Annotated in this window: 25 protein-coding genes; 16 read left to right on the top strand and 9 right to left on the bottom strand. The window is 72.7% G+C overall.

Going from position 1 to position 25,986, the window contains the following annotated elements; translation table 11 throughout:
- Positions 1 to 157 precede the first annotated feature (157 nt).
- The 3 genes from ACFU97_RS30150 (at position 158) to glgC (ending at position 3,440) form a co-directional block, all read left to right on the top strand.
- Positions 158 to 895: a (2Fe-2S)-binding protein gene (locus tag ACFU97_RS30150; protein ID WP_384262804.1), complete on the top strand. Its 738-nt coding sequence runs from the start codon at positions 158 to 160 to the stop codon at positions 893 to 895.
- 38 nt (positions 896 to 933) lie between these two features.
- Positions 934 to 2,091, top strand: a complete 1,158-nt coding sequence (gene glgA, locus ACFU97_RS30145; protein ID WP_384263023.1) for a glycogen synthase — start codon at positions 934 to 936, stop codon at positions 2,089 to 2,091.
- A gap of 128 nt (positions 2,092 to 2,219) precedes the next feature.
- Positions 2,220 to 3,440: a glucose-1-phosphate adenylyltransferase gene (gene glgC / locus ACFU97_RS30140; protein WP_384262801.1), complete on the top strand. Its 1,221-nt coding sequence runs from the start codon at positions 2,220 to 2,222 to the stop codon at positions 3,438 to 3,440.
- Positions 3,441 to 3,452: 12 nt separating this feature from the next.
- Here the strand turns inward: glgC and ACFU97_RS30135 are convergent, their stop codons facing one another.
- Positions 3,453 to 3,758, bottom strand: a complete 306-nt coding sequence (locus tag ACFU97_RS30135) for a hypothetical protein (protein ID WP_384262798.1) — start codon at positions 3,756 to 3,758, stop codon at positions 3,453 to 3,455.
- 205 nt (positions 3,759 to 3,963) lie between these two features.
- On the opposite strand from ACFU97_RS30135, the gene ACFU97_RS30130 reads away from it, so the two are divergent.
- The 4 genes from ACFU97_RS30130 to ACFU97_RS30115 all read left to right on the top strand — a co-directional run bounded on the left by ACFU97_RS30130 (position 3,964) and on the right by ACFU97_RS30115 (position 9,668).
- The gene (locus ACFU97_RS30130) at positions 3,964 to 6,282 is read left to right on the top strand and encodes a GH92 family glycosyl hydrolase (protein ID WP_384262796.1); all 2,319 of its coding nucleotides are present in this window, start codon (positions 3,964 to 3,966) and stop codon (positions 6,280 to 6,282) included.
- A gap of 146 nt (positions 6,283 to 6,428) precedes the next feature.
- Complete coding sequence (locus ACFU97_RS30125; RefSeq protein ID WP_384262794.1) at positions 6,429 to 7,763, top strand: wax ester/triacylglycerol synthase family O-acyltransferase; 1,335 nt, start codon at positions 6,429 to 6,431, stop codon at positions 7,761 to 7,763.
- Between the two features lie 104 nt (positions 7,764 to 7,867).
- Positions 7,868 to 9,361, top strand: coding sequence for an SDR family NAD(P)-dependent oxidoreductase (locus tag ACFU97_RS30120; RefSeq protein ID WP_384262791.1), 1,494 nt, complete (start codon positions 7,868 to 7,870; stop codon positions 9,359 to 9,361).
- A 73-nt stretch (positions 9,362 to 9,434) separates the two neighbouring features.
- Positions 9,435 to 9,668: a hypothetical protein gene (locus ACFU97_RS30115; RefSeq protein WP_384262788.1), complete on the top strand. Its 234-nt coding sequence runs from the start codon at positions 9,435 to 9,437 to the stop codon at positions 9,666 to 9,668.
- A gap of 17 nt (positions 9,669 to 9,685) precedes the next feature.
- Here the strand turns inward: ACFU97_RS30115 and ACFU97_RS30110 are convergent, their stop codons facing one another.
- From ACFU97_RS30110 to ACFU97_RS30100, 3 genes are all read right to left on the bottom strand, one after another.
- A complete protein-coding gene (locus ACFU97_RS30110; RefSeq protein ID WP_384262785.1) occupies positions 9,686 to 10,492 on the bottom strand; it encodes an SDR family oxidoreductase in 807 nt (268 codons plus the stop codon).
- Between the two features lie 25 nt (positions 10,493 to 10,517).
- Positions 10,518 to 10,967 carry a hypothetical protein gene (locus ACFU97_RS30105; RefSeq protein WP_384262782.1) on the bottom strand — a complete coding sequence of 150 codons (450 nt, stop codon included), beginning with the start codon at positions 10,965 to 10,967 and terminating at the stop codon, positions 10,518 to 10,520.
- Between the two features lie 115 nt (positions 10,968 to 11,082).
- Positions 11,083 to 12,195 (bottom strand): ABC transporter ATP-binding protein, encoded by a 1,113-nt coding sequence (locus ACFU97_RS30100; protein WP_384262779.1) that lies wholly within the window; start codon positions 12,193 to 12,195, stop codon positions 11,083 to 11,085.
- A 377-nt stretch (positions 12,196 to 12,572) separates the two neighbouring features.
- Between ACFU97_RS30100 and ACFU97_RS30095 the strand changes: the two genes are divergently transcribed.
- A complete protein-coding gene (locus tag ACFU97_RS30095; RefSeq protein ID WP_107082809.1) occupies positions 12,573 to 12,746 on the top strand; it encodes a hypothetical protein in 174 nt (57 codons plus the stop codon).
- 58 nt (positions 12,747 to 12,804) lie between these two features.
- Complete coding sequence (locus tag ACFU97_RS30090) at positions 12,805 to 13,287, top strand: GNAT family N-acetyltransferase (RefSeq protein ID WP_384262776.1); 483 nt, start codon at positions 12,805 to 12,807, stop codon at positions 13,285 to 13,287.
- A gap of 41 nt (positions 13,288 to 13,328) precedes the next feature.
- Here ACFU97_RS30090 and ACFU97_RS30085 read toward each other — a convergent pair whose 3' ends face one another.
- Positions 13,329 to 13,967 (bottom strand): LysE family translocator, encoded by a 639-nt coding sequence (locus ACFU97_RS30085; RefSeq protein WP_384262773.1) that lies wholly within the window; start codon positions 13,965 to 13,967, stop codon positions 13,329 to 13,331.
- Between the two features lie 223 nt (positions 13,968 to 14,190).
- Here ACFU97_RS30085 and ACFU97_RS30080 point away from each other — a divergent pair, with 223 nt between their 5' ends.
- The 3 genes from ACFU97_RS30080 to ACFU97_RS30070 all read left to right on the top strand — a co-directional run bounded on the left by ACFU97_RS30080 (position 14,191) and on the right by ACFU97_RS30070 (position 18,447).
- A complete protein-coding gene (locus tag ACFU97_RS30080; protein WP_384262770.1) occupies positions 14,191 to 16,419 on the top strand; it encodes an MMPL family transporter in 2,229 nt (742 codons plus the stop codon).
- Between the two features lie 97 nt (positions 16,420 to 16,516).
- Positions 16,517 to 17,779, top strand: a complete 1,263-nt coding sequence (locus ACFU97_RS30075; protein ID WP_384262766.1) for a sensor histidine kinase — start codon at positions 16,517 to 16,519, stop codon at positions 17,777 to 17,779.
- Entirely contained in the window at positions 17,776 to 18,447 is a 672-nt protein-coding gene (locus tag ACFU97_RS30070) for a response regulator (RefSeq protein ID WP_384262763.1), read from the top strand. Before ACFU97_RS30075 ends, ACFU97_RS30070 begins: the two co-directional genes overlap by 4 nt.
- 106 nt (positions 18,448 to 18,553) lie before the next feature.
- On the opposite strand, the gene ACFU97_RS30065 is transcribed toward ACFU97_RS30070, so the two are convergent.
- Positions 18,554 to 19,801, bottom strand: a complete 1,248-nt coding sequence (locus ACFU97_RS30065; protein ID WP_384262760.1) for a serine hydrolase domain-containing protein — start codon at positions 19,799 to 19,801, stop codon at positions 18,554 to 18,556.
- Between the two features lie 241 nt (positions 19,802 to 20,042).
- Between ACFU97_RS30065 and ACFU97_RS30060 the strand changes: the two genes are divergently transcribed.
- The 4 genes from ACFU97_RS30060 (at position 20,043) to ACFU97_RS30045 (ending at position 23,923) form a co-directional block, all read left to right on the top strand.
- Positions 20,043 to 21,080 (top strand): GlxA family transcriptional regulator, encoded by a 1,038-nt coding sequence (locus ACFU97_RS30060; RefSeq protein ID WP_384262756.1) that lies wholly within the window; start codon positions 20,043 to 20,045, stop codon positions 21,078 to 21,080.
- A 63-nt stretch (positions 21,081 to 21,143) separates the two neighbouring features.
- Positions 21,144 to 22,163 (top strand): GlxA family transcriptional regulator, encoded by a 1,020-nt coding sequence (locus ACFU97_RS30055; RefSeq protein ID WP_384262754.1) that lies wholly within the window; start codon positions 21,144 to 21,146, stop codon positions 22,161 to 22,163.
- Between the two features lie 171 nt (positions 22,164 to 22,334).
- The gene (locus ACFU97_RS30050; RefSeq protein ID WP_384262751.1) at positions 22,335 to 23,336 is read left to right on the top strand and encodes a sensor histidine kinase; all 1,002 of its coding nucleotides are present in this window, start codon (positions 22,335 to 22,337) and stop codon (positions 23,334 to 23,336) included.
- 185 nt (positions 23,337 to 23,521) lie between these two features.
- A complete protein-coding gene (locus tag ACFU97_RS30045) occupies positions 23,522 to 23,923 on the top strand; it encodes an STAS domain-containing protein (protein WP_384262749.1) in 402 nt (133 codons plus the stop codon).
- A gap of 65 nt (positions 23,924 to 23,988) precedes the next feature.
- Here the strand turns inward: ACFU97_RS30045 and ACFU97_RS30040 are convergent, their stop codons facing one another.
- From ACFU97_RS30040 to ACFU97_RS30030, 3 genes are read right to left on the bottom strand one after another with little or no spacing between them, the layout of a single operon-like run.
- Positions 23,989 to 24,972: an alpha/beta hydrolase gene (locus ACFU97_RS30040; RefSeq protein WP_384262746.1), complete on the bottom strand. Its 984-nt coding sequence runs from the start codon at positions 24,970 to 24,972 to the stop codon at positions 23,989 to 23,991.
- Positions 24,857 to 25,594 carry a histidine phosphatase family protein gene (locus ACFU97_RS30035; RefSeq protein WP_384262744.1) on the bottom strand — a complete coding sequence of 246 codons (738 nt, stop codon included), beginning with the start codon at positions 25,592 to 25,594 and terminating at the stop codon, positions 24,857 to 24,859. The genes ACFU97_RS30040 and ACFU97_RS30035 overlap by 116 nt, the downstream gene beginning before the upstream one ends.
- Positions 25,582 to 25,986, bottom strand: coding sequence for an OsmC family protein (locus ACFU97_RS30030; RefSeq protein WP_384262742.1), 405 nt, complete (start codon positions 25,984 to 25,986; stop codon positions 25,582 to 25,584). The genes ACFU97_RS30035 and ACFU97_RS30030 overlap by 13 nt, the downstream gene beginning before the upstream one ends.

The following is a 25,986-nucleotide window of genomic DNA, read 5'->3' as shown; positions in this document are numbered from 1 at the left end:
TCGTCCCTGAGCAGTCAATGGGTCCTACTGCCGATGGAGTACGAATCGGGCGCCGTCCTCCCCAAGGTGGGCGACAACGGGTGGAGACCCCCCAATGGGAACCCTTAGGGCCCCCGGGGATCCACTGCTTTTCGCGGATCGGGTACTACTGCCCTTCGTGGAGCTCGACCAGGATCTCGCCGCCCTCGAACCGCTCGGCGGCTTCTTCGTACTGCGCACCGGCGGGGCGCCGCGGGGGCCGATGACGGCGCTCGCCCGCGCGTACGGGAACCGGACTTCCGACGCTGGAGTAAATCCTATTACTTTTCGGGTCGAAAAGGTCGCCCGAACCCTGAACGCCCCCGAGCCGCGGATCGCGGCCTCGGTGGCCCAGCAGGGCCTCGCGGCCCGCCTGTGGTCGGTCGCGCTGGGCTCAGCCGCCCTCTACGACGCCGTCCCGGACCTCGACCCGGCCCTGCTGCACTGGGACCCCGACGCCGCAGCCCCCGACGACCTGTGGCTGTCCGAGGTCCGTGCGCGGCCCGCGCACGCCGCGAGCGTCGCGGACGTCGTGCTGCTCGGCCACCTCGAGCCGCTGGCGGCGGCCCTGCGCGCCCGCCACCGCATCGCGCCGGGCCTGCTGCGGGGCAACGCGGCCTCGGCGCTGGCGGGCGCCGCCCGGCAGCTGGACCGGTGGGCGGTCGCGCACGGCCGCGGCGAGGCCGCCGCCCACGGCCGCGCGCTCACCGCGGAGCTCCTCGCGCACCCCCTGCTGTCCGCCACCGGCACCCTCACCGGCACCGCCTTCCGGCGCCGCAGCTGCTGCCTCTACTACCACGTACCCGGCGGTGGCGTGTGCGGCGACTGTTGCTTCCTACGCCCGCCGCGCTCTTCCGCACGCGACGCATCTGGGTGACCATGAGGGAACCGGTCGCCGAGAGCTGGGGGTTGCGGGTGCGAGTGGGACTGCTGACCCGGGAGTACCCGCCGGACGTCTACGGCGGCGCGGGCGTCCATGTGGAGTTCCTCGCCCGGGAGTTGAGCTCCCTGGTCGACCTCGAGGTGCACTGCTGGGGCGAGGGCCGCGGCGTCGGCGTCGTACGCCACCGCCCGTGGGCCGCACTGGACACCGCCAACGACGCGCTGCGCACCTTCTCCGTCGACCTCGCGATGACCGCGGGGGTCGAGGGCCGCGAGCTCGTGCACTCCCACACCTGGTACGCCAACCTCGGCGGCCACCTCGCCAAGATGCTCTACGGCATCCCGCACGTGATGACCGCGCACTCCCTGGAGCCCCTGCGGCCCTGGAAGGCCGAGCAGCTCGGCGGCGGATACGCCCTGTCCAGCTGGGCCGAGCGCACCGCGATCGAGTCCGCCGACGCGGTGATCGCCGTCTCCGGAGCCATGCGCGAGGACATCCTCGACTGCTACCCGGCGCTGGACCCCGCCCGGGTCCACATCGTGCACAACGGCATCGACACCACCCTGTACCGCCCCGACCACGGCACCGACGTGCTGGAGCGCATCGGCCTGGACACCAAGCGCCCCTTCGTGCTGTTCGTCGGCCGCATCACCCGGCAGAAGGGCGTGCCCCATCTGCTGCGGGCGGTGCGGGACATCGACCCGTCGGCGCAGGTCGTGCTGTGCGCGGGGGCGCCCGACACACCGGAGATCGACCGGGAGTTCCGCGACCTGTACGAGGACCTGAGCCGCACGCGCGAGGGCGTGCACTGGATCCCGCAGATGCTGCCGCGCCCCGAGGTGATCCAGCTGCTGACACACGCGGCGGCGTTCGTCTGCCCGTCGGTCTACGAACCGCTCGGCATCGTCAACCTGGAGGCCATGGCCTGCGGGACGCCCGTCGTGGCCTCCCGGGTCGGCGGCATCCCCGAGGTCGTCGACGACGGCCGCACCGGTCTGCTCGTCGACGTGGACGACGGCTTCGAGGCGTCCCTCGCGCAGGCCCTGGACTCGGTGATCGGCGACCCGGAGACCGCCCGGCGGATGGGCGAGGCGGGCAGGGAGCGCGCGGTGGAGGAGTTCGGCTGGGACGCGGTGGCCCGCCGCACGGTCCGGCTGTACGAGGAGACCCTCAAACAGGAGCTGAAGTGACCCTCGCCCGGGAACAGAGGTGACCGCCGCACAGGAGTAGATGAACAGAACGGCGGTAGTTGTTCGAACAGGCTTACACCGCCCTGGGCAGGGGCAAGCATGGATCATCCACGGTGAGGGGAGCGGTCATGCGTCGTGGCGGACCTTCGGTGCTCGGGATCGTGCTGGCGGGCGGAGAAGGCAAACGCCTGATGCCCCTGACCGCGGACCGGGCCAAACCAGCGGTCACCTTCGGCGGCACGTACCGCCTCGTCGACTTCGTCCTGTCCAACCTGGTCAACGGCGACATCCTGCGCGTCTGCGTCCTCACGCAGTACAAGTCGCACTCGCTGGACCGGCACATCACCACCACCTGGCGGATGTCCAGCCTGCTCGGCAACTACGTCACGCCGGTCCCGGCCCAGCAGCGGCTCGGCCCGCGCTGGTACCTGGGCAGCGCGGACGCCATCCTGCAGTCCCTGAACCTCGTCTACGACGAAGGCCCCGAGTACGTGGCGGTGTTCGGCGCCGACCACGTGTACCGCATGGACCCGCGCCAGATGCTCGCCCAGCACATCGAGAGCGGCGCGGGCGTCACGGTCGCCGGCATCCGGGTCCCGCGCTCGGAGTCGTCGCAGTTCGGCGTGATCTCCCCGGGCACGGACGGCCTGTCGGTCGAGCGCTTCCTGGAGAAGCCCGCCGACCCGCCGGGTCTGGCGGACGACCCGGACTGCGTCTTCGCCTCCATGGGCAACTACATCTTCACCACCAAGGCGCTCATCGAGGCGCTCCAGCGGGATGCCGAGGACGAGCACTCCGTGCACGACATGGGTGGCTCGATCCTGCCCCAGCTCACCGACCGCGGGGAGGCGCAGCTCTACGACTTCAGCGCCAACCACGTGCCCGGCGAGACCACCCGCGACCAGGGCTACTGGCGCGACGTGGGCACGATGGACGCGTACTACGACGCCCACATGGACCTGATCGCCGAGCGGCCCGCCTTCAACCTCTTCAACCGGCAGTGGCCCATCTACACCCACTCCAACCAGCTCTCCCCGGCCCGCTTCAACGCGGGCGGGATGGCCAGCGAGTCCATCATCAGCGCGGGCTGTCTCATCCGCGGCCAGGTCACCCGCTCCGTCCTCTCGCCGGGCGTCAGGGTCGACCCCGGAGCGGTCGTCCAGGGCTCGATCCTGCACGACAACGTCCACATCGGGCGCGGCGCGGTGGTGCGCGGAGCGGTCCTGGACAAGAACGTCGAGGTGCCCCCGGGCGCGACGATCGGCGTCAACCCGGAGCGGGACGCGGAGCTCTACACCGTCTCCAAGGGCGGGGTGATCTCACTCGGCAAGGGACAGGTGGTGTCGTAGGCGCCGGACCGGTCAGACCCCGGCCGACAGCGACTGGACGTTGTTCATGATCACCTCGCTGGTCCGCCGCAGCTCGTCGGCCGGGCTGAACTGCAGGTGCTCCGTGCCCGGCTCGGTGTGCAGCGGCACGTGGCCGGCCTCGGCGCAGAAGGCGTCTCCTGCCTCGTACGTCTCCTCCCGGTCCGCGTAGCGGAAGACGAGCCTGCCCTGGAACGCATGGCCCCAGTGCGGGCATTGGCAGCGGTCGTCGGGCAGTCCCTTGAGCAGTGGGCCGTGGTCCCCGCCCTGTGCGGCCGATTCCCTGGAAACCTTGGGCATCGCTCTCGCCATCTCCCCGCAGAGGGGGCCCTGTCTTCATTGTCCGCGGGGGCGGCGGCCCGGCCGGCCGACAGTCTTGTCATGTCCCTGGACGCACGCCGGAATCCGTGCTGTCATGCCAACTGCTCTCCGTGACAACGTTGTTATCGGTCATTGACAACGTTGTCCACGCACCCGCACACCCACCTGACGGAGGTCTCCCCGTATGAGATGGACCCGGCGCCTGCGCCTGGGCCTCGCGGGGACGGTGGCAGCGTCCGCGCTGTTCACCGTTCCCGCCGCCCAGGCCGCCGAGCCGAGCGGCACCCACCTCACCGATCTGGTGAACCCGTTCATCGGAACGCAGAACGAGGGCAACACCTACCCCGGCGCGGCCGTGCCCTTCGGCATGGTGCAGTTCTCGCCCGACACGGGCCACAACACCGGTTACGACTACGCGCAGAACCACGTCCGCGGCTTCTCCCTGGTCCATCTGTCCGGCGTCGGCTGCGGCCTGGGCGGAGACCTGCCGGTGCTGCCGACGACGGGCGATGTCACGCAGACGGACTACGCCAAGTACGCGGCCGAGTTCGGCCACGACGACGAGAAGGCGAGCCCCGGCTACTACGAGGTCGGCCTGAAGACCGGCATCCGGGCCGAGCTCACCGCGACCGCCCGCACCGGCGTGCAGCGCTACACCTTCCCGGCCACCGACAAGGCCAACGTCCTGCTGAACGCGGCCCAGTCGCTGCACACCACGGTGTCCACCAAGGTCGAGGTCCTGGACAACCGCACGGTGCGCACCGCCATCACCGGCCGCGGCTTCTGCCAGGACACCAAGCCGTACACCGTCTACACGATCACCCGCTTCGACCGCCCCTTCACCACGTACGGCACCTGGGACGGCTCGACGGTGACCGCGGGCTCGAAGACCGGCTCCGGCGGTGCCTACGTCCGCTTCGACACCACCAAGGACCGCACGGTCGAGGCGACCACGGCGCTGTCGTACGTCGACGCGCACGGCGCCGCGGTCAACCTCCGTGCCGAGGGCGGCCGTTCCTTCGACGCCGTACGCCGTGGGGCGGACCGGGCGTGGGAGGACCGGCTGGACGACGTGCGCGCGCAGGGCGGTGACGACAGCCTGCGGCGGACCTTCTACTCGTCGCTGTACCGGTCCTTCCTGGCGCCGAACGTCGGCAGCGACGTCGACGGCCGCTACACCGGCTGGGACCAGCGGATCCACCGGACCAAGGGCTTCACGTACTACCAGAACTGGTCGCTGTGGGACACCTACCGCACCCAGTCCCAGCTGCTGTCGCTGCTCGCGCCGCGCGAGGCCCGCGACATGGCGATCTCGGTGATCAAGATCTCCGAGGAGAGCGGCTGGCTGCCCAAGTGGGGCTACGGCACGGTCGAGACGAACATCATGACCGGCGACCCGGTCACGCCGTTCCTGACCAACGCCTACCAGCAGGGCCTGCTGAAGGGCTACGAGGAGCGGGCGTACCGGGCGCTGAAGCAGAACGCCGACGGGGTGCCGCCCGTCGACTCGCCGGCGGTGGGCCGGGAGGCGAACAAGGAGTACATCTCCGAAGGGTTCGCGCCGTACATCAAGGACCGCGCGCACGTGAAGCCCGGCGACTCGGACTACGACCACGGCGCCTCGGCGACCCTGGAGTACGCCCTGTCGGACGCGATGCTCGCGCAGATGGCCCGCGACCTCGGGCACGGCGCCGACGCGGCGCGCTACGCCGCCCGCGCCCAGAGCTACCGCCACGTCTTCGACCCCTCGACCGGCTTCTTCCGCGCCCGTGACGCCTCCGGCGCCTTCACCGGTCCGGCCGACCCGGCGCAGAGCGAGGGCTTCCACGAGGGCACGTCCTGGCAGTACCAGTGGCTGGTGCCGCAGGACCTGCCGGGCATGGTCTCCCTGATCGGCGGCGGGCAGGCCGCGAACGACCGCCTCGACTCGTTCTTCGCCTACGGCCAGCTGCTGGCCGACCCCGCGAAGACGGCCCGCGAGGTGTGGGTCAACGGGCCGTACGACTACTACAACGCCGACAAGTACAACCCGCAGAACGAACCCGACCTCATCGCCCCGTACACCTATCTGTCCACCGGGCAGCCGTGGAAGACGACCGACGTCGTGCACGCGGCGCTGACCCTCTTCACGGACACGCCGACCGGCATGACCGGCAACGACGACCTCGGCACCATGTCCGCCTGGAACGTGCTGTCGTCGATCGGCGTCTTCCCGGTCCAGCCCGGCTACGACACCTGGGGGCTGTCCACGCCCGTCTTCGACCGCGTCGACCTCACCCTGGACCGCCGCTACTACCCGCGCGGCGCCCTGACCATCACCGCCAAGGGCACCTCCGGCACCGACCGCTACATCCAGTCGGCCCGGACGGACGGGAAGGCGTACGACCGGACGTATCTGACGACCGGTTCGCTGCGCTCCCTGCGCTCGCTCGACTTCACGGTCGGCCCGCAGCCGTCTGAGTGGGGTACGTCACCAAAGGCGGCGCCACCTGCCCTGAAGTGACCTCAGGAGTCACACGAGTCCCGTCCCTCAACAGGGGGACGGGACTTAATCTGCTGTTAACTGTGCGTAGCCTGATCGTACTTGACCGTAATCTCCCCGGAGAGGTTGACTGCTGGCTCACCCGTCCGTCGACGCGAGGCAAGCCATTGACCACTGACCTGCTCGCTCCACTCGACCTGGCGTTCTGGAACATCGAGTCCGCCGAGCACCCCATGCACCTGGGTGCCCTCGGGGTGTTCTCGGCGCACTCGCCCACCGCCGGCGCCCACGCCGCCGACCTGCTCGCCTCCCGGGCCGCGGCCGTCCCCGGACTGCGGATGCGCATCCGGGACCTGTGGCAGCCCTCGCCGCTCAGGCCGATGTCCTTCGGCAGCGCCAGCCGCGAGCCCGACCCCGGCTTCGACCCGCTCAACCACGTCGTGCTGCACGCGCCCACCGCCGACTTCCACACCGAGGCCGGCCGGCTCATGGAGCGCTCGCTGGTGCGCGGCCGCCCGCCGTGGGAGGCCCATGTGCTGCCGGGCGAGGACGGCGCCTCCTTCGCCGTGCTGTTCAAGTTCCACCACGCCCTGGCCGACGGCCTGCGCGCGCTGACGCTCGCCGCCGCCGTCCTGGACCCGATGGACCTGCCGGAGCGCAAGCCCCGCCCCGAGGAGCCCCGGCGCGGCCTGCTGCCCGACGTGCGCAAGCTGCCCGGCCTGGTCCGGGGCGCGCTGTCCGACGTGGGCCGTGCCCTCGACATCGGCGCCTCCGTGGCCGTGTCCACCCTCGGCGTGCGTTCCTCGTCGGCGTTCACCGCCGAGGCCACCGGCACCCGCCGCACCGCCGGCGTCGTCATCGACCTCGACGACGTGCAGCGCGTGCGCAAGACCCAGGGCGGCACCGTCAACGACGTCCTGATCGCGGTCGTCGCCGGCGCCCTGCGCCGCTGGCTCGACGCGCGCGGCGACGGCAGCGAGGGTGTCGCGCCCCGCGCCCTCATCCCGGTCTCCAAGCGCCGCCCGCGCACCGCCCACCCACAGGGCAACCGGCTCTCCGGCTACCTGATACGGCTCCCCGTCGACGACCCCGACCCGCTCGGCCGGTTCGAGGCCGTCCGCACCGCCATGGACCGCAACAAGGACGCGGGCCCCAACCGCGGCGCGGGCGCCGTCGCCCTGCTCGCCGACCACGTGCCCGCGCTCGGCCACCGGCTCGGCGGACCGCTGGTCAGCCAGGCCGCCCGGCTGTGGTTCGACATCCTGGTCACCAGCGTGCCGCTGCCGAGCATCGGCCTGAAGCTCGGCGGCAACCCGGTCACCGAGGTCTACCCCTTCGCCCCGCTGGCCCGCGGGCAGTCCCTGGCGGTGGCGGTCTCCACCTACCGCGGCCGGGTCCACTACGGCCTCGTCGCCGACGCCAAGGCCGTACCCGACCTGGACGTGCTGGCCGCCGCCCTCACCGAGGAGGTGCAGGCCCTGATCACCGCCTGCGGCTCCTGAGGGTCCGGGTTTGGTGGACCGGCCCGGGGCTCCGTTAAAATTCGCCGTTCGAAAGCGGGCGCGACCGGAGCGCCGCGACGGAAGACCAGGGAACGGCAGCGGCCATGACGGTGACAGACAACGGCTCGGCGATCACGGACGAGATCGTCTTCGGGCCCGGCATCGACCCCGAACGGCTCGCCGTGTGCCTCAGCGTCCTCGAGGAGCTCGACGAGCTGGACGTCGACCACCCGGACGCGATCGCCGTGCGCCGGGCCACCGCGGGCATCTACCGCACCGTCAAGCAGCGCCGCCGCCAGGAGCGCCGGGCCGCCAAGACCGCCCACGACAAGGCGGTCACGGAGGCCACGGCGACCGGCTCCGCCCAGCGCATCGACGACGAGACCGAGGGCCTGCTGCCCTCCTCGGCCACCGAGGAGGGCAGGATCGCGGGGATACTCCAGCGCCCGCGCTCCTGCTACACCTGCAAGACCCGGTACGTCGAGGTCGACTACTTCTACCACCAGCTGTGTCCGGACTGCGCCCGCACCAACCGGGAGAAGCGGGACGTGCGCGCCGACCTCAGCGGCAAGCGGGCCCTGCTCACCGGCGGCCGCGCCAAGATCGGCATGTACATCGCGCTCAGGCTGCTGCGCGACGGCGCCCACACCACCATCACCACGCGCTTCCCCAAGGACGCCATCCGCCGCTTCAAGGCCATGGACGACTCGGCGCAGTGGATCCACCGCCTGGAGGTCGTCGGCATCGACCTGCGCGACCCGGCGCAGGCCGTGGCCCTCGGCGAGCAGGTCGCCGCGGCGGGCCCGCTCGACATCCTGATCAACAACGCGACGCAGACCGTACGCCGCCTGCCCTCCGCCTACGCCGCCCTAGTCGACGGCGAGAGCGCCCCGCTGCCCGCCGGCGAGCTGCCCGCCCACCACGTCATCGGCGCCTTCAACTCCGGCGCGGTCGACGGCCTGGCCGCGCTGCCCCTGGGCACCAGCGGCCTGGACGCGCAGAAGGTCGCCGACCTCGCGCTGGTCGCCGGCAACGCCAGCGTCGCCCGGCACCTCGACGGCACCGCCATCGACGCCGGCGGGCTGGTCCCCGACGTCGTCGACAGCAACACCTGGGTGCAGACCATCGACCAGATCTCCCCGGTCGAGCTGCTGGAGACCCAGCTGTGCAACTACACCTCGCCGTTCATCCTGATCAGCGCGCTGCGGCCGGCCATGGCCGACGCCGCGAAGAAGGCGGCGAGCGGGCGGGCCTACGTGGTGAACGTCTCCGCCATGGAGGGCGTCTTCGGCCGCGGCTACAAGGGCGCGGGCCACCCGAACACCAACGCCGCCAAGGCCGCCATGAACATGGTCACCCGGACCAGCGCCCAGGAGATGTTCCAGAGCGACGGCATCCTGATGACGTCCGTCGACACCGGCTGGATCACCGACGAGCGACCGCACTACGACAAGCTGCGCCTGGCCGAGGAGGGCTTCCACGCACCGCTCGATCTGGTCGACGGGGCCGCCCGGGTTTACGATCCGATTGTGCGCGGCGAACAGGGCGAGGACCTGTACGGCGTCTTCTTGAAGGACTACGCGCCCGGAAAGTGGTGATCCACGGCCGTGCGCGTGGCCCGGCGCCCGTCGGGACCCCGGCTCCTGCTGGCAACCGCGTCAGGGAGTGATCATGGGTAGTCCGCAGAACATCGATCCGCGAGCACAGAACGATCCGCGCAACCGCTACCCCACCGATGAGCAGTTCTACGCGAGCGACCGCACGGACCCGTCCGGGCTGGCGGAGGACCGGCCCCGCGGCGGTGCCACGGGAGATCCGTTCAAGCACCCCCGGACGTGGGGCACGGTCGCCGTGATCGTGTTCGTCATCCTGATCGTCATCCTGGGCATCGCGCTGTTCCCATGAGGGAGCCGTAGCCGCCGTCAGGAGCGAGGTGGTGCGTATGAGCGAAGAAAGTCACCGACGGCGTACCCCGGCCCGGGGTACGCCGTCCTGACGCGTGTCCCCCCGTCCACCAGCAGATCCGCGCCGGTCACCCACTCCGCCGCGTCCGAGGCCAGCCACACCACCGCCCGCGCGACGTCGTCCGGCTCGCCGATCCGGCCCAGCGGCAGCCCCGCCGCCACCTTCTCCTCGCCGGGCTCCCACACGAACCGCGCCATCTCGGTGCGCACCAGCCCGGGGGAGACCGAGTTGACCCGCACCTTCGGCGCCAGCTCCCCGGCGAGCTGCGCCGTCAGGTGCAGCAGCGCCGCCTTGCTCGTGCCGTAGGCCCCCACGTTGGGCCCGACGTGGGCGGCGCCCTCGGTGCAGACGTTGACCACCGCGCCGCCGTGCTCACCCATCCACGCCCGCCACGCGCACTGCACCAGCCGCAGGGGCGCCTCGACGTTCACCGCGAACGCCTCCCGCCAGTCCTCCGGGTCGACGCCCATGAGCGGCCCGTACGGCTGGTTCGTCGCCGCGTTGTTGACCACCACGTCGATCCGGCCGAACGCGTCCAGCGCCAGCTCCGTGAGGGCCCGCAGATGGTCCGGGTCCCCGACGCCGCCGGCCAGTCCCACGCCGTCCAGCTCCGCGGCCGTGCGCCGCACCTCGTCCGCGTCCCGCGCGGTCACGCAGACCCGCGCGCCCGCCTCGGCCAGCCGCCCGGCGATCGCGCGCCCGATGCCGCGCGTCGCCCCGGTGACGACGGCGGCCCTGCCCTGGAGCCCGTACGACGGCGTCATCGCCGTACCGTCTCATGGCGGACCGTCAGTCGACAGCCCCGAGACGGGAGTTGCGTGCGGCGACCAGATCCAGGACTGTGCGCCAGTCCTCCAGCACCCCGGCGTCGACGCCGGGGGCGCGGGCCTCCTCGTCCGCCTGGCGAAGGCGGGCCAGGTCGTCGTCGGCGGGCCTGCCGGAGCGGTGGTGCTCGCGGACCAGCCGGGCCACGCGCTCGCCGAGCAGGCCCCGCACCGCGTCGGCCGCGCCGGCGGGGTGCGCGGCCGCGTCGCCCGGCCGCAGCAGCGGGCCGATGGCGTGCACCAGGCCCGCCACCTGGAGTTCCTTGTCGGCGGGGCGGCGGCGCCGCAGCAGCGCGGCGGTCTGCAGGGCGTGCTGGTGCAGATCGACCCGGCCCCTGAGCAGGCCCGGGGCGTCCCACGAGCCCCGGCAGGCGTACAGCAGATCCATCAGCTCTTCGACACTGCGCAGCTCCATGCGTCAGTCCTCCCGCAGGACAAGCCGTTGCCGTCCGTCAGCAGATCATGGCCGCCTTGCGATTCGGCCAACGGGACTTGAACTGCGCGGCCTGTTCGGAACGCCGGGGCGCGGCTCAGTTCACGGGCACCGGGTCCTCGGGCAGCCGCCGCCCGGTCACGGCGGAGAAGCAGTGCACGTCCCCGGCGCGGATCGCGACCCGCAGCGCGGCCCCCTTGCCGTAGGTGGGGCGCCCCGGGAGGCGGACGACGATCTCGGTGCGGTCCGGGCCGGCGCGTGCGGTGGTGTGGAGGTAGACGACGGCGCCGGTGTCCTCGACCGTGTCGACGACGAGGTCGAGGCCGGGTGTCTCGCGGTCCTCCCGGGAGAGGAACTCGAACTGCTCGGGCCGCACGCCGAGCACGATCTCGCGGGCGCCCGCCGCCCGCAGTGTGCCGCGCGCCAGCGGTATGTCCAGGGCACCGAGCCGGGCCCCGTCCGCCGACAGCGGGAGCCGGAAGAGGTTCATCGCGGGCGACCCGACGAAGCCGCCCACGAAGGTGTTGGCCGGGTGCGCGTAGACCTCCCGCGGCGTGCCCACCTGCTGGAGCAGTCCGTCCTTGAGCACCGCGAGACGGTCGCCGACCGCCATCGCCTCGAGCTGGTCGTGGGTGACGTACACGGTGGTGATGCCGAGGTGGTGCTGCATCCGGGCGATCTGTGCGCGGGTCTCCGCGCGCAGCCGGGCGTCGAGGTTCGACAGCGGCTCGTCCATCAGATAGACCTGCGGGTCGCGTACGAGCGCGCGCCCGGTCGCCACCCGCTGCCGCTCGCCGCCCGCGAGCGTGCCGGGCAGCCGGCCGAGGTACTGCTCGATGTCGAGGACGGCGGCGGCGTGCTGGACCCGCTGCCTCGCCCGAGGTTTGGCCATGCGGGCGATCCTCAGCGCGAACCCGATGTTGTCGGCAGCCGACAAATGCGGGAACAGGGCGTAGTCCTGGAACACCATCGCGATGTCCCGGTCCGCGGGCGGAAGATGGGTGACGTCGCGGACGCCGATGAGGACCGAACCCGAGTCGACGTCCTCCAGCCCGGCGAGCATGCGCAGGCAGGTCGACTTGCCGCACCCGGAAGGACCGAGGAGGACCATGAACTCACCGTCCTCGATCTCGAGGTCCAGCGAGTCCACGGCCGGCCGGTCCATCGCCGGGAAGTACCGGGTGGCCCTGTCGAAGGTGACCGACGCCATGACGTCCCCCTCCCGGACGTGTCTCTCGGACCCAGCATGGAACGGGCGTTGGCCGTTCGGCACGTCTGTAGGCCGAACGAGTGACAGTGAAGAGGGCTGAAACCGAATAACTTAGGACATTGAGCCCAAGATTTCAGCCCCATAGAGCGGTCCTCCGCTCATTTGGTTAATCTGGAGCGGACGGACAGCTCCACCGGGTCCCACCCACACCCACGTCCGTCCCGGGGCAAGCCGGTTCACAGCGGCCTGTTCTCAGACGAGTTGCAGGCGCCACCGCGTCCGAACTGCTTTCGACTCACACCTGAGCGGGCGTCAGGCGCCGGACCGCACAGTGGCTGGCACGCCCCGAGGGTGACCCGACACATAAGGAGTGCGCGGTGACACCAGAGAAGACGAATCGCGAACAGCGCCCCAAGGAACGCACGGAGCGCGCCGGCCGGCGGCCCGGCGAGATCGGCAGCCTGGACGTGTGGGCCCGCTCCGCACCGATCCGCCTGGCAGGTTACGAGGACGACCTGGCCGAGCCCCACATCCTGCCCAGCGTGGACTGAGCCACCCGGCAGGATCCCTCGCGATCGCCGACCGCATGGGCGTGCCAGACTCACGCCCATGCAGATCAGAGAAGCCGCGGCCGACGACTGGCCGCGGATCTGGCCCTTCTGGCACCGCATCGTCGCCGCCGGTGAGACCTACACATGGGACCCGGACACCTCCGAGGAGGCCGCCCGGGTCCTGTGGATGAGCCCCGCCAAGCGGGTCTACGTGGTCGAGGACGACACCGGCGCCGTCGTCGCCTCCGCCTACGTCACTGCCAATTACGGCGGCCCCGCGGCCCACATCGCCAACGCCGGCTTCATGGTCGACCCCGACCAGTCCGGCCGCGGGTTCGGCCGCGCCCTCGCCGAACACATCCTGGCCGCCGCCAGGTCCGACGGCTTCGACGCGATGGTCTTCAACGCCGTCGTCGAGACCAACCCGGCCGTGAAGCTGTGGCTCTCGCTCGGCTTCACGATCCTGGGCACGGTGCCGGACGCCTACGAGCATCCGCGGTACGGGCGGGTGGGGCTGCACGTGATGCACCGGGCGCTGTAGGCGGACCCGCCCGGTCCTTCCGGCCCGGTGCTCGCGGCGGCTCAGTCCTTGCGGCCGGTGACGGCCACGGTCACGCCCAGGCCGATCATCGTCAGCCCGCCGACCCCGCCCACCATCGACAACCGGCGCGGGGAGCGGGCGAACCAGTCGCGCGCGGTGGACGCCGCCAGGCCCCAGACGCTGTCGGAGGCGAGGGCGATGGCGTTGAACACCACGCCCAGCAGCAGCATCTGCAGCGTGACGTGCCCGGCGTCGCGGTCGACGAACTGCGGCAGCACGGCCGCGAAGAACACGATCGTCTTGGGGTTCGTCACCCCGACCGCGAACCCCTCCCAGAACGTGCGCAGTCCGCTGTGGACCACCGTCTCGCCGGCGAACACCGCCCGCAGCGAAGCCCGCGCCCGCCACGCCTTGACCCCGAGATGGACCAGGTAGGCGGCGCCGGCCAGCTTCAGCACGGTGAAGACCAGCACCGAGCGCTCCACGAGCGACCCGATGCCCACCGCCACGGCGACGACGAGCAGATACGCCCCGAGCGTGTTGCCCACGACGGTCGTCAGCGCGGCCCGCCGCCCCTGCGCCAGCGCCCGCCCGATCACGAACAGGACGCTCGGCCCGGGGACGATGATCAGCAGGAAGGACAGCGCCGCGAAGGCGAGCAGTCGGTCGGTGGAGAGCATGCGTCCATGCAAGCACGGGGGCGGGTCCGCCTTCACCCCGGTTTTCCGCGAGGGCGGTCGGCTCGGAGGATGACGCCCGGTCCGGCTCAGCCGTCGGGATGAGGCCGAAGTTCGTCGCGAGTGCGGAAGGACGCGCGGCCGACGGGACCAAGACTGGACGAAGTTCCAGATCGGCGCGGCTCTCCCTTCCCGCGCACCTCCACCGCGAGCGGAGCAGCACCGCATGTCCAGATTCCTCTACCGCATGGGCAGGTTCGCCTTCCGGCACAGGTTCGGCGTCGCCGTCGCCTGGGTCGCACTCCTCGTCCTGGGCGGCCTCGGAGCGTCCGCGGCGACACCTCCCGCCCCGAGCTCGTTCTCCATGCCGGGCACGGAGGCCCAGCGGGCCGTGGACCTGCTCGAGCAGCGCTTTCCCGAAGCCGCCGCCGACGGCGCGACGGCCCGGGTGGTGTTCAAGGCACCCGACGGCCACACGATGACGGAACCGGGCACCCGGGCCGCCGTCGAGAAGACCCTCGGCGCGATCAGGCACAGCTCCCCTCAAGTGGCCGCTGTGACCGACCCGTTCCGGGCCGGCACCGTGAGCGCGGACGGGACCGTCGCCTACGCACCCGTCACCTACCGGGCCCAGGCGGCCGCGCTCGGCGAGCCGGCCAAGGAGGCCCTGCTGAAAACGGTCCGTGAGGCGCGTACCGACGGGCTGACGGTCGAGGTCGGCGGCAGTGCCGTGCAGCAGGACAAGGGGGACTCCGGCACGGAGATCGTGGGCATCGCGATCGCCGCGGTGGTCCTGGTTGCCACGTTCGGGTCACTGGTGGCAGCCGGTCTGCCCCTGCTCACCGCGCTGTTCGGGGTGGGACTCGGCGTCTGCACGATCAGCGCGCTCGCCCACACCCTGGACCTCGGCGACACCACCTCGACCCTGGCGATGATGCTGGGGCTCGCGGTCGGCATCGACTACGCGCTGTTCGTCGTCACGCGCTACCGGACCGAACTGGCAGAAGGACGGGACCGGGAGGAGGCGGCCGGCCGGGCCACGGGCACGGCGGGATCGGCGGTCGTCCTCGCCGGTCTCACCGTGGTGATCGCGCTGGCCGCCCTGTCCGTGGTCGGCATCCCGGTCCTGACGAAGATGGGCCTGGCGGCAGCCGGCACGGTCGCCCTCGCCGTGGTGGTGGCGCTCACCCTGCTTCCCGCGTTGCTGGCGTTCGCGGGCAAGCGGATCGTCGGGCGGCGCGAGTGCCGCAGGCCCCGCGAGCGGCCCGCCGCCCGGTCGTCCCTGGGCGCGCGCTGGGCCCGCTTCGTGCTGCGGCGCCCGGTGATGGTGCTGGTCGCGTCGGTGATCGGCGTCGGCGCGCTCGCCGTTCCGGCCACCTCCCTGAAACTCGGCCTGCCGGACGAGGGCGCGATGCCGACCGCCAGCACACAGCACAAGGCGTACGACCTGATCTCCGACGGATTCGGCCCCGGGGCCAACGGCCCCCTCACCGTGGTCGTCGACGCCCACCGCCACCACGACGCCGACGCCGCGGCACGCCGGGTCGGGTCGCACCTGCGGGCCCTGGACGGCGTGGCCGCCGTGGGCCGGCCGACGTTCGACCCGGGCCGCGACACCGCGGTGATCACGGTGGTGCCGAGCACCCAGCCGGCCGACGCGAGGACGGAGCACCTCGTGCACCGGATCCGCCACACCGGCTCGGAGCTGAGCGAGGTCACGGGAGCCCCGGTCCTCGTCACGGGGCAGACGGGCATGAAGGTCGATTTCTCCGCGAAGATCAACGGCGCTCTGCTGCCGTACCTGGGCATCACGGTCGGCCTGGCGTTCCTGCTGCTGATGCTGGTCTTCCGGTCCGTGCTCGTCCCGCTCAAGGCGGCCCTGGGCTTCCTGCTGTCCGTGGGGGCGGCGCTGGGCGCGCTCGTCGCCGTCTTCCAGTGGGGCTGGCTGGCCGACGTCCTGGGCGTGCAGCAGACCGGACCGATCGTCAGCACCATGCCGATCTTCATGGTGGGCATCGTCTTCGGCCTAGCCATGGACTACGAGGTCTTCCTGGTCACGCGGATGCGCGAGGCCCGAGCGGCGGGACAGACGTCGCGCCAGGCGATCGTGACCGGGTTCCGGCACGGCGGGCGCATCGTGGCCTCTGCCGCAGTGATCATGACGGCGGTCTTCGGCAGTTTCGTCGCCTCCGGCGAGGACTCGGTCAAGATGATCGGCCTCGGTCTCGCCGTCGCGGTCCTCCTCGACGCCTTCGTGGTCCGTATGACGATCGTGCCCGCGGTGCTGGCGCTCCTCGGCGACGCGGCCTGGTGGCTGCCCGCGTGGCTGCGCAGGGTGCTGCCGCAGGCCGACGTCGAGGGCCGCGCGCCGCGGGGCGCACGGGAAGGCGGCGCCACCGACGCGGGCCCGCCCGCTCCGGCTCAGGCGCCGCACGGCGAGACCGTCCACCGGTGACATGGCTGTGGCAGCACATGGCGAAGCGGCAAGGACGGCTCCGGGCTTCCTCACGCGGCAGAGGGCGCGCGGGCGACGCGCCTCCACGGCGGCGACCATGACCTGGCTCGACTCGATCGCGCGGCACCGGATGCCGCGGGCCGTCGTCGACGTGGTGGTGGCCGTGGTGGTCACGGCCGGCGTGCTGGCCGTACCCGAGCGGCTCCCGGACGGGCCGCCGCTGCGGGACCCCGACGTGTGGCGCGTGCTGCTGGCGCTGCTGTCGGGGCTCCCGCTGGCAGTCCACCGCAAGTGGCCGCTGCACACGCTGCTGACCGTCGCGGCCGCCGTGGGCGTGCTGCAGGCCTGCGGATACATCGCGCCGCTGGTCGGGCCCTCGGGCACCTCGGTCGGGGTGCCCGGTCTGGGCGTGGCCGCGGCCGTACTGCTCACCGCCGTGCGGTCCTCGCGGCGCGTCGCCACGGTGGTCGTGACAGCCGTGATTCCCGCTCTCGCCGTGATGGAGGCGCTGATCGAGCCCGGCTTCCGCACGGTGAACGCCGTCACCGCGACGATCCTCCTGGTGGCCGCCTGGGCGCTGGGCCGGCTCTCCGGGGCGCGCAAGGCGCTGGCCCGGGACGCGGTGGAGAAGGCCGCCGCACTGGAACGGGAACAGGGCGCGAACGCCCGGGAGGCCGTGGCCCGGGAACGCGCCCGCATCGCCCGCGAACTCCACGACGTCGTCGCCCACAACGTCAGCCTCATGGTCGTGCAGACCATCGCCGCGGACCGGGTGCAGGACCGCGACGGCGCCAAGGCGCACGAGCTGCACCACATGGTCGAACAGACCGGACGCGCGGCCGTCGGCGAGCTGCGCGGACTCCTCCAGGTGCTGCGCACGGACGATCCGGAGGACGGCGCCGAGCGCCGGCAGACGCCCCAGCCCTCGCTGCGGCAGATCCCACGGCTGGTGGAGTCGGTGCGCGCCGCCGGGCTCGACGTCGACTTCACCACCGAGGGCGGCCCCGCGCAGCTGTCTGCCGTCTCGGAACTCGTCGTCTACCGTGTTGTCCAGGAAGCCCTGACAAACACGCTCAAACACGCCGGCCGCACCCGGACGCGTCTGAGTCTCGTACGGGAACCGGACGGTGACCTCACGGTGCGGGTGTGCGACGAGGGACGGCGGACGGGACACGTCGAGCCGAGGGCCGGAGCGGTGAGCGACGGAACGGGGCACGGTCTGATCGGCATGCGGGAGCGCATCGCCGCGGTCGGCGGCACTGTGCGCACGGGCCGCCGCCCCGACGGCGGGTTCTGCGTCCACGCGTCCGTCCCCTCCGACAACGGATGCGACACGACCGAAGGAGGCCGGCGTCCATGACCTCCATCCGCGTGCTGCTCGTCGACGATCAGCCCATGATCCGCACCGGGTTCCGGCTCATCCTCGAAGCCGAGTCCGACATCGTCGTGGTGGGGGAGGCCGGGGACGGACAGGCAGGGGTCGAGGAGACGCGCGCGCTGCAGCCCGACGTCGTGCTGATGGACATCCGCATGCCCCGTCTCGACGGTGTCGAGGCGACCCGGCGCATCGTGGAGTCCGGCTCGACCGGCCGCGTCGTCATCCTCACCACGTTCGACCTCGACGAGCACGTGCACGACGCCCTGCGCGCGGGTGCGAGCGGCTTCCTCGTCAAGGACGGTCCGGCGGACTCGCTGGTCGAGGCCATCCGCACGGTCGCCCGGGGCGACGCGGTGATCTCCCCCCGGATCACCCGCAGGCTCCTCGACCGCTTCTCACGCCTCGCCGACCGGGCCGCGCCCGCCGTGCCCCAGAGCCTGGACGCGCTCACCGCGCGGGAACTGGACGTCCTGCGCGTACTGAGCCGGGGCCTGTCGAACGCCGAGGTCGCCCGGGAACTGCAGGTCAGCGAGGCCACCGTGAAGACCCATGTCGCGCACATCCTGGAGAAGTACGAGCTCAGGGACCGGGTGCAGGCGGTCATCCTCGCCTACGACACCGGCCTGGTCCGCCCCGCCGCGGGCGCCTGACACACGTCGGCCGGGGAGCCGTCCCGTGCGGACGTCTCCCCGGCCGACGCGTACGCCCGCCCGTCCCGGCGTACGCGCTGCTACGCCGTGGACGCGCGGGCCGCACTCATGAACGCGCGGGGTGGGGGGCCGGGATGTCGTAGACGTTCCCCGGCGTGACGATGCGCGTGACCGCGTTGGCGAACTTCGTGCCCGGCCCCTTCCCCTGGGAGGCGACATCGCTGGTCGTGTGGATCACGAGGGTGGCCCCCGCCTCGGGCAGGCGGATCACCACGGTCTGGTAGCCGGGCAGCGAGCCGTTGTGTCCCAGCCACCCGTGGTTGGCGAAGATCCCCAGGCCGTAGCTCAGCCCCGGCTCGCCCGTCGGCTCGAACTTCATCCGCTCCGCCTGCGTCGCGGGCGACAGCAGGCTTCCGCCGGTCAGCACCGACGCCCAGGACCGCAGGTCGCGCAGGTTCGAGATCATCGCCCCGGACGGGCCACCCGGCGGGGTCCGGTCCGTCGCGTCCTGGAGCGAGCCGTCCGCGGTCTGGTCCGTGTACCCGTGCGCGTGCGGGGCCGGGAACTCGGGGCCCGCCGGCATGAACGTGTGGTCCAGGTGGGCGGGCTTCAGCACATGCCGCGCCACGTAGTCGTCGAAGGGCCGGCCGGTCACCTTCTGCACCACCATCGCCAGCAGAACGGTGTTGGTGTTGCTGTACTCGAACCTGCTGCCCGCGGGGAAGCCCGCCGGGTGCTTGAAGGAGTACGCCAGCATCTCGTGCGGGGAGAACACCCGGCGGGGGTCGGCCATGTAGGCCTTGCCGTATCCGGGATCGAGCAGGTAGTTGAACAGGCCGCTGCGCATCTCGGCGAGGTGGCGCAGCGTGATGCGGTGGCCGTTCGGAACGCCGCTCACGTACCGGGAGATCGGATCGTCCAGGTCCACCCGCCGGTCGTCCACCAGACGCAGCAGGGCGGTGACGGTGAAGGTCTTGGTGACGCTGCCGACGCGCATGTTGAACCCCGGGGACATGGGCGCCTTCGTCGCCTTGTCGGCGGTCCCGAGGGTCCGTACGTAGCTGCCCTTGCCCGGCGCCCACAGGCCCACGGTGACGCCGGGCGTCCTGGTGGTCGTGAGGACGTCGCGGAGGGCCCGGTCGAGCCGGTCGCGTACCTCCGGCGTCAGTTTCCGCATCACCGGCTGGTGCGGGCGGGAATGTGCCGGTGCGGCGGGGGAGGACCACGAGGCGGCATGCGCCGCGGCGCCGCTCGCCAGGAGCGTCCCGGTGACGAGGACCGTCCCGACCGCCGCGGACGTCCGGCGCCGGATCCTGGGGCGACCGTGGTCGACGGCCGTGGAACTGCGAGGCATGATGCACCCTTTCAACGTGCGGGGCGGCCCTGTCGGCCGCCCCGCTCCGGTTCCCCAGCGTGCTCGGGTCCGCCGTCCGTGGCCTCGGTCTCCCGGGCGGTTCCGCGCCTCGGCCGCAAGGGTGAGATCGCCGCGTCCTCTCCGCACCGAGGGCCGGGTGCGACCCTGACGGCCCGATCCGAGGGTCGCCCGTCCCTGTGGCCCGTGGTGGGCGCCGGCACCCGAGGCGAGCATGAGGGGCATGAGCACGTCGAACGACCGCAGCACCACGGATGATCAGCGTTCCCGCCACACCGTGGTGATGGTCCTCTTCGACGGGATCGCGGCCCTCGACGTCACCGGTCCGCTGGATGTGCTGGCGGCCGCCAACCACTACGGCGGCCGGTACCGCATCGTCACCGTGTCGCCCGGAGGCAAGCAGGTCGGCACCACCTCGGGCCTGGGCCTCGCGGTGGACATGCCCCTGGAGGAGTTCACCGGCCGCGTCGGAACCCTTGTCGTGCCCGGCCGCCCCGACTGGTGGGCCGCCGTCTCGGACCGCGACCTGGTCGGCCATCTCGCGCGGCTGGCAGGGTCCGCCCGGCGGGTCGGCGCGGTCTGCGCCGGAGCCTTTCCGCTGGCGGCGACCGGGCTGCTGGACGGACGCCGGGCCGTCACCCACTGGCAGCTGATCGACGACCTCGCCACCCGTTACCCCGAGGTGCGCGTGGACCGGGAGGCGATCTTCGTACGGGACGGGCGCTACGTCACGTCCGCCGGCGTCACCTCGGGGATCGACATGACCCTGTCCCTGGTGGAGGAGGACCTGGGACCCGAGGCCGCCCGGGCCGTGGCGCGTTTCCTGGTGCTCTTCATGGCCAGGCCCGGCAGCCAGCCCCAGTTCAGCGTGCGGATGCAGGCCCGCTACCGGCGCAGCGCCACGGTGCGCGCCGTCCTGGACGCCGTGACCGCCGATCCGGCCGCGGACCACCGTCTGTCCGCGCTCGCGGCACGGGCCGGTATCAGCGTGCGCCACCTGACCCGCCTGGTCCGCAAGGAGACGGACACCACGGTCACCCGCTTCGTCGAGCAGATCCGCGTCGAGGCCGCGCGGGGGCTGCTGGAGTCCGGGACGGATCCGCTTGACCTGGTCGCCCGCAGAAGCGGGTTCGGTTCCGCCGAGACCTTGCGCCGGGCCTTCGTGCGGGAGCTCGGCATGACGCCCGGCGCCTACCGGGCCCGCTGCCCCGGCGGCCGGCCGGCGCTGCCGAGGGGGTCCGACGTTCCCGCCGGGCGCTGATCCGGCGCCGTGCCGGGATGCCGCCGCCTTGCCCGTCGGAGTCGGTGGACGGACGCTTTGGTCATGGAAGGTCGCACCGGACGGCGCCGGCCGCACCTCGTGGTGATGGTGCTCTTCGACCACGTCCAACTGCTCGACGTCACCGGACCGCTGGAGGTCTACGCCTCGGCCAACGACCACGGGGCCGACTACCGGCTGCTCACCGCCTCGTGCCGCGGCCGGGAGGTGCGGACCACGGCCGGGGCGCGGCTCGCCGCGGACGTGGCGCTCGAGGACGTCACCGGCCGGATCGGGACACTGATAGTCCCGGGGCGGTTCGACTGGCGGGCCGCGGTGACCGACCGCGAGCTCATCTCCGGGATCGGCCGGCTGCTGGCGCCCTCCCGCAGGGTCGCCTCGGTGTGCGCCGGGGCCTTCCCGCTCGCCGCGACCGGCGCCCTGGACGGACGCCGGGCGGCCACGCACTGGTGCCTCGCGGCGGACCTCGCGCGGCACTTCCCCGCGATCGACGTCGACCGGGACTCGATCTTCGTGCGGGACGGCAAGACCATCACCTCGGCGGGTGTCACCTCCGGGATCGACCTCACCCTGTCCCTGGTCGAGGAGGACTTCGGGCCGGAGGTGGCACGCGCGGCGGCGAAGTACCTGGTCGTCTTCATGGCCCGCCCCGGAGGCCAGTCGCAGTTCAGCGTCCGCCAGGCGGCGCGGCAGCCGCGGCACGAGACGGTGAGGGCGGCACTGGACGCGGTCGCCGCGGACCCGGCCGGTGACCACAGCCTGGAGGCCCTCGCGCGCCGGACCGGCGTGAGCGTGCGCCAGCTCACCCGCCTCTTCCGTGCCGAACTCGGCACGAGCGCCACCCAGTTCGTGGAGCAGATCAGGGTCGAGGCGGCCCAGGCGCTCCTCGAGGGCGGCATGGACCCGCTGGACGTCGTCGCCAGGCGCTCCGGCTTCGGCTCCGAGGAGACCCTGCGCCGCGCCTTCCAGCGCCGGCTCGGTGTCACACCCGGGGTCTACCGCGCACGGTTCCGGACCACGCGTACCGCCCACACCGTGGAGCGCGACGGCGCCGCCGGAGGCTGACCGACGGGGCCGGATCGGCAGATCGGGCCGCCCTTCCCTCGCATCCGGCAACCAGGGCCTTCACCAGGAATGCCGGTGTTCTTCCACGGCATTTCGGAGACAGCGCCGCGCGGGTGCCGAACGCCCGCATGGGCCGGGAAGCTCCGGATCTCTGCGGAAGGGGAGTGTGCCATGACGGAGAGGACCAGACCGAGACCGGTTGCCACCGAGGAGGGCCCAGGGCGGGAACAGGTACCCGCCGACCCACCGGGGCGACGGCACAGGGCCCGCACCGCTGCCGAGGCCCTGCTCGCGCTGTCCCTCGTGGGCGCCGCGACAGCCGTGCACGCACTGTCCCGGCCGGCCACGGGCGCCGCCGTCTCCCTCGCCCTGGCGGTGGCCGCGGCCGGTGTTCCCACGGTGGCGGCATGGATCCTGGGCTGCCGGGCCCGCGCCCGCCGGACCCTGGCGGCCCGGACGCGGGAACGCGCCCACGCGCAGGAGCAGCAGGAGGAGAGGACCCGGGCCGTCCTCGCGGCCGAACGCGCCCGCATCGCCCGCGAGCTGCACGACATCGTGGCCCACAACGTCAGCCTGATCGTCATTCAGGCCGCCGCGGCCGACCGGGCCCTGGAGCGCGACCCCGGCAGGATCCCCGAACTGCACGCCACCATCGAGCAGACGGGCCGTGCCACCGTCGTCGAACTCCGCGGGCTGCTCGGGCGGCTGCGCACCGAGGAGGAGAGCGGCGCCGAGCAGCACCGGGAACGCGGCATCGCGGACATCCCGTATCTGCTGGACGCTGTGCGCGACGCCGGAATGGACGTCCGGTGGTCGTCGGCCGGTACGCCCCGGCGGGTGCCGGCCGGCACCGGGCTCGCGGCCTACCGGATCGTGCAGGAGGCCCTGACCAACAGCCTCAAGCACGCCGGCCTCACCCGCGCCGCCGTCGTCCTCGACTGGCAGGACGGCCGGTTGACCGTGACGGTGCGCGACGACGGGCCCCTCTGCGGTGGCGACGGGCGACCTCCTTGCGATGCCGAGGCGCCCGTACTGCCGGGCGGAGGCAGCCACGGACTGGTCGGGATGCGCGAACGCGTCGCCGCGGTGGGCGGATCCCTGCACACAGGTCCGTGCCCCGAGGGCGGCTTCGCCGTCCGAGCCGTGCTGCCCCTGGACACCGCTGCGTCCTGAGGCGAGGTCAGGGAGGAGCCGCAGCCCGGCCTCATCCTCCTGAGCGAGCCGCCGAATCGGCGGCTCGGCCGATGCCCGGCGGACGAAAACGGAAAAAACTGGGACATGTGAGCGGCCCACATCCCCAGAGCGCCGCAACGACGCGCGGACCGGAAGCAAAGCGCGGACCGAACCAGAGGAGACACGTGACCGCCACCGCCATCGACCCCGTGCTCGATCCGCCCGCCGGGCCCACGCACCTCCCGCAGGAAGCGGAACACCTGCGGATCAGCCTGTCCCACACCGGCGGCGGAGCCATGGTCCGGCTCGCGGGCGAGCTCGACATCGCCGGGGCGCCGGCGCTCACGGCCCTGCTGGCGCACTGCGTCGAGCAGGGCCGGGACATCGCGGTCGACGCGGCCGACCTCACCTTCATCGACGCGGCGGGAATCCGTCCGCTGGCGGACGCGCAGGCGCGCTGCCGCCGGCAGGGACGGAGCTTCCGGCTGCGGACGGCGAGCGCCGCGGTGCGCCGAGTCGTCACGCTCACCGGGCTCGCGGACCGGCTGTTCGGCACCGCGGACGCCGCGCGCACGGTCCTGGCGTGACCCTTGAAGCAGCAGAACGGGCCGACCGGCCACGGCACTTCCGGTACCGGCGTGGCGCATCGGCGCTACGCCGGCGCGGGGCGCCCGGAGTCCAGGGCCTGCCGTAGCGTCCGGCCGACCTGGTCGTATGCCGCCCGTGTGACCGGGCTGGCGGCGAGCGGGTTCTGCGCCGTGAAGGAGTGGATGGCCCCCAGATAGCGCACCGCCACGGCCGGCACGCCCGCGTCGAGGAGGGAGCGGGCGTACGCCTCGCCCTCGTCCCGCAGCACATCGGCCTCCGCCGTGACCACCAACGCGGGCGGCAGCCCGGCGAGTTCGTCCCTCGACGCCCTCAAGGGCGAAGCGGTGGGATCGCCCCGGACACCGGTGTCCGGGGCATAATGGTCCCAGAACCAGGCCATTTGGGAGCGCGTGAGGAAAGGACCCTCGGCGAACTCGTCGTAGGAGGGCGTGTCGAGCCCGGCGTCCAGCGCCGGGTAGAGGAGCACCTGGTGCGCGAGCCGGGGACCTCCGCGCCGCTTCGCCAGCAGCGCGGTGACGGCGGCCAGATTGCCGCCCGCGCTGTCGCCCGCGACCGCCAGCCGCGTGCCGTCCAGACCGACGTCCGCCCCGTGCTCGGCGATCCAGGCGGTGGCGGCGTAGGCCTCCTCGACGGCCACGGGATAGCGGGCCTCCGGAGACCGGGTGTACTCCACGAAGACCACGGCCGCGCCGGACGCGTGGGCGAGGTCGCGGGTGGCGCGGTCGTAGGTGGTCCGGTCGCCCAGCACCCAGCCGCCGCCGTGGAAGTACATCACCGCCGGCAGCACCCCGGCCGACGGCCGCGGCCGGACGATGCGTACCAGCACCTCGCCGCCCGGCCCGACCGGGAGCCTGCGTTCGTCGGCGTCCACGGGCAACATCACCACGTCCGCGGCGAGTTGCCCGGCCAGGTCACCGGCCCTGGCCTCCTGCGGCGTCTGCTCCTCCAGAGGCGGACCGCCCTCGGCCTTCAGGCCTTCCAGGAACCGTTCGACGAAGGGGTCGAGGCGGACGCGTGACTGGCTCAAGGGGACCTCCTGCGGCCGGCGGGAGCACGTCCGATGCCGGGGTGAAGTTCCATCCCAGCAGACTGGGCCGGGCGTCGTACACCGCAAGTCGCCCGATGGAGGCAGTGCGCAGGGCCAGGTGCGCGCCCGCGCCGGCGGGCAGGCCGAGCCACCGGGCGGTCAGGATGCGGATGAAGTTGCCGTGCGTCACGAGCACCACGTCCCGGCCGTCGGCCAGCACGCCGCGGGCGCGATCGAGCACGCGGTCGGCCCGCGCGGCGACCTCCGGCAGGCACTCGCCCGCACACGCCCCGGGCAGCAGCGCGCTGTTCCACACGTCGTGGCGGCACGGCGCGAGCCGGCAGCCGTCGTCCACGGTGTGCCCGTCACGCAGCCGGAAGCTCCACTCCCGGAGCTCCGGGCCGACGTCCGCGCGGAGCCCCGCGAGCTCCGCCGTACGGCGGGCGCGCAGCGCCGGGCTGCACAGCACGCGCGCGTCGCGGTACGCGGCCAGGTGGGGGCCCAGCAGGGACGCCTCCATCTCGCCGGCGGGCGTCAGCGCGGGGTCGTCCCGGCCGGTGTAGTACCTGCGAACCCGGTTCCACGCGGTCTCCGCATGGCGGACCATGATCACCTGGTGCATCGCGCGTCGCCCCCTTCCTCGGTGGGCACGGTGACGATCGGCACCGGTGAGCCGAGGAACCGGTGGACCGGGCAGCGGTCGGCGACCGAGACGAGGGCACGCCGCTGGTCGTCGCGCAGGTCGCCGTCGAGGGAGATCTCCGTGACGACGGCCGGACCGTCCAGGCGCAGCCGGACCCGGACCTCGCGCAGCGGCCAGTCGTGGCGCTCCGCGTACATCCGCAGGGTCATCGAGGTGCAGGCCCCCAGACCGGCGAGGACGAGCTCGAACGGAGCCGGTCCCGTGTCGGCGCCGACCGGGACCGGCTCGTCCGCGATCACGCGGTGCGGACCCACGGTGACCGAGCGTGCGGCACCCGCCCGCTCGGTCACCGCCACGGGCCGCGCGGCCAC

The sequence above is a fragment of the Streptomyces sp. NPDC057616 genome, assembly GCF_042800575.1.
Taxonomy (GTDB): Bacteria; Actinomycetota; Actinomycetes; order Streptomycetales; family Streptomycetaceae; genus Streptomyces.
The sequence above is the reverse complement of the archived record's forward strand: the minus strand, read 5'-3'. Positions and strand labels throughout refer to the sequence as shown.

Coding starts and splice junctions, on each gene's coding strand:
- ACFU97_RS30110 (WP_384262785.1), bottom strand. CDS start 10,492: ATGACGCCGTCGTACGGGCTCCAGGGCAGGGCCGCCGTCGTCACCGGG.
- ACFU97_RS30060 (WP_384262756.1), top strand. CDS start 20,043: ATGAGCACGTCGAACGACCGCAGCACCACGGATGATCAGCGTTCCCGC.
- glgC (WP_384262801.1), top strand. CDS start 2,220: ATGCGTCGTGGCGGACCTTCGGTGCTCGGGATCGTGCTGGCGGGCGGA.
- ACFU97_RS30075 (WP_384262766.1), top strand. CDS start 16,517: ATGACCTGGCTCGACTCGATCGCGCGGCACCGGATGCCGCGGGCCGTC.
- ACFU97_RS30070 (WP_384262763.1), top strand. CDS start 17,776: ATGACCTCCATCCGCGTGCTGCTCGTCGACGATCAGCCCATGATCCGC.
- ACFU97_RS30130 (WP_384262796.1), top strand. CDS start 3,964: ATGAGATGGACCCGGCGCCTGCGCCTGGGCCTCGCGGGGACGGTGGCA.
- ACFU97_RS30080 (WP_384262770.1), top strand. CDS start 14,191: ATGTCCAGATTCCTCTACCGCATGGGCAGGTTCGCCTTCCGGCACAGG.
- ACFU97_RS30120 (WP_384262791.1), top strand. CDS start 7,868: ATGACGGTGACAGACAACGGCTCGGCGATCACGGACGAGATCGTCTTC.
- ACFU97_RS30085 (WP_384262773.1), bottom strand. CDS start 13,967: ATGCTCTCCACCGACCGACTGCTCGCCTTCGCGGCGCTGTCCTTCCTG.
- ACFU97_RS30065 (WP_384262760.1), bottom strand. CDS start 19,801: ATGCCTCGCAGTTCCACGGCCGTCGACCACGGTCGCCCCAGGATCCGG.
- ACFU97_RS30090 (WP_384262776.1), top strand. CDS start 12,805: ATGCAGATCAGAGAAGCCGCGGCCGACGACTGGCCGCGGATCTGGCCC.
- ACFU97_RS30035 (WP_384262744.1), bottom strand. CDS start 25,594: ATGCACCAGGTGATCATGGTCCGCCATGCGGAGACCGCGTGGAACCGG.
- ACFU97_RS30100 (WP_384262779.1), bottom strand. CDS start 12,195: ATGGCGTCGGTCACCTTCGACAGGGCCACCCGGTACTTCCCGGCGATG.
- ACFU97_RS30050 (WP_384262751.1), top strand. CDS start 22,335: ATGACGGAGAGGACCAGACCGAGACCGGTTGCCACCGAGGAGGGCCCA.
- ACFU97_RS30105 (WP_384262782.1), bottom strand. CDS start 10,967: ATGGAGCTGCGCAGTGTCGAAGAGCTGATGGATCTGCTGTACGCCTGC.
- ACFU97_RS30055 (WP_384262754.1), top strand. CDS start 21,144: ATGGAAGGTCGCACCGGACGGCGCCGGCCGCACCTCGTGGTGATGGTG.
- ACFU97_RS30135 (WP_384262798.1), bottom strand. CDS start 3,758: ATGCCCAAGGTTTCCAGGGAATCGGCCGCACAGGGCGGGGACCACGGC.
- ACFU97_RS30115 (WP_384262788.1), top strand. CDS start 9,435: ATGGGTAGTCCGCAGAACATCGATCCGCGAGCACAGAACGATCCGCGC.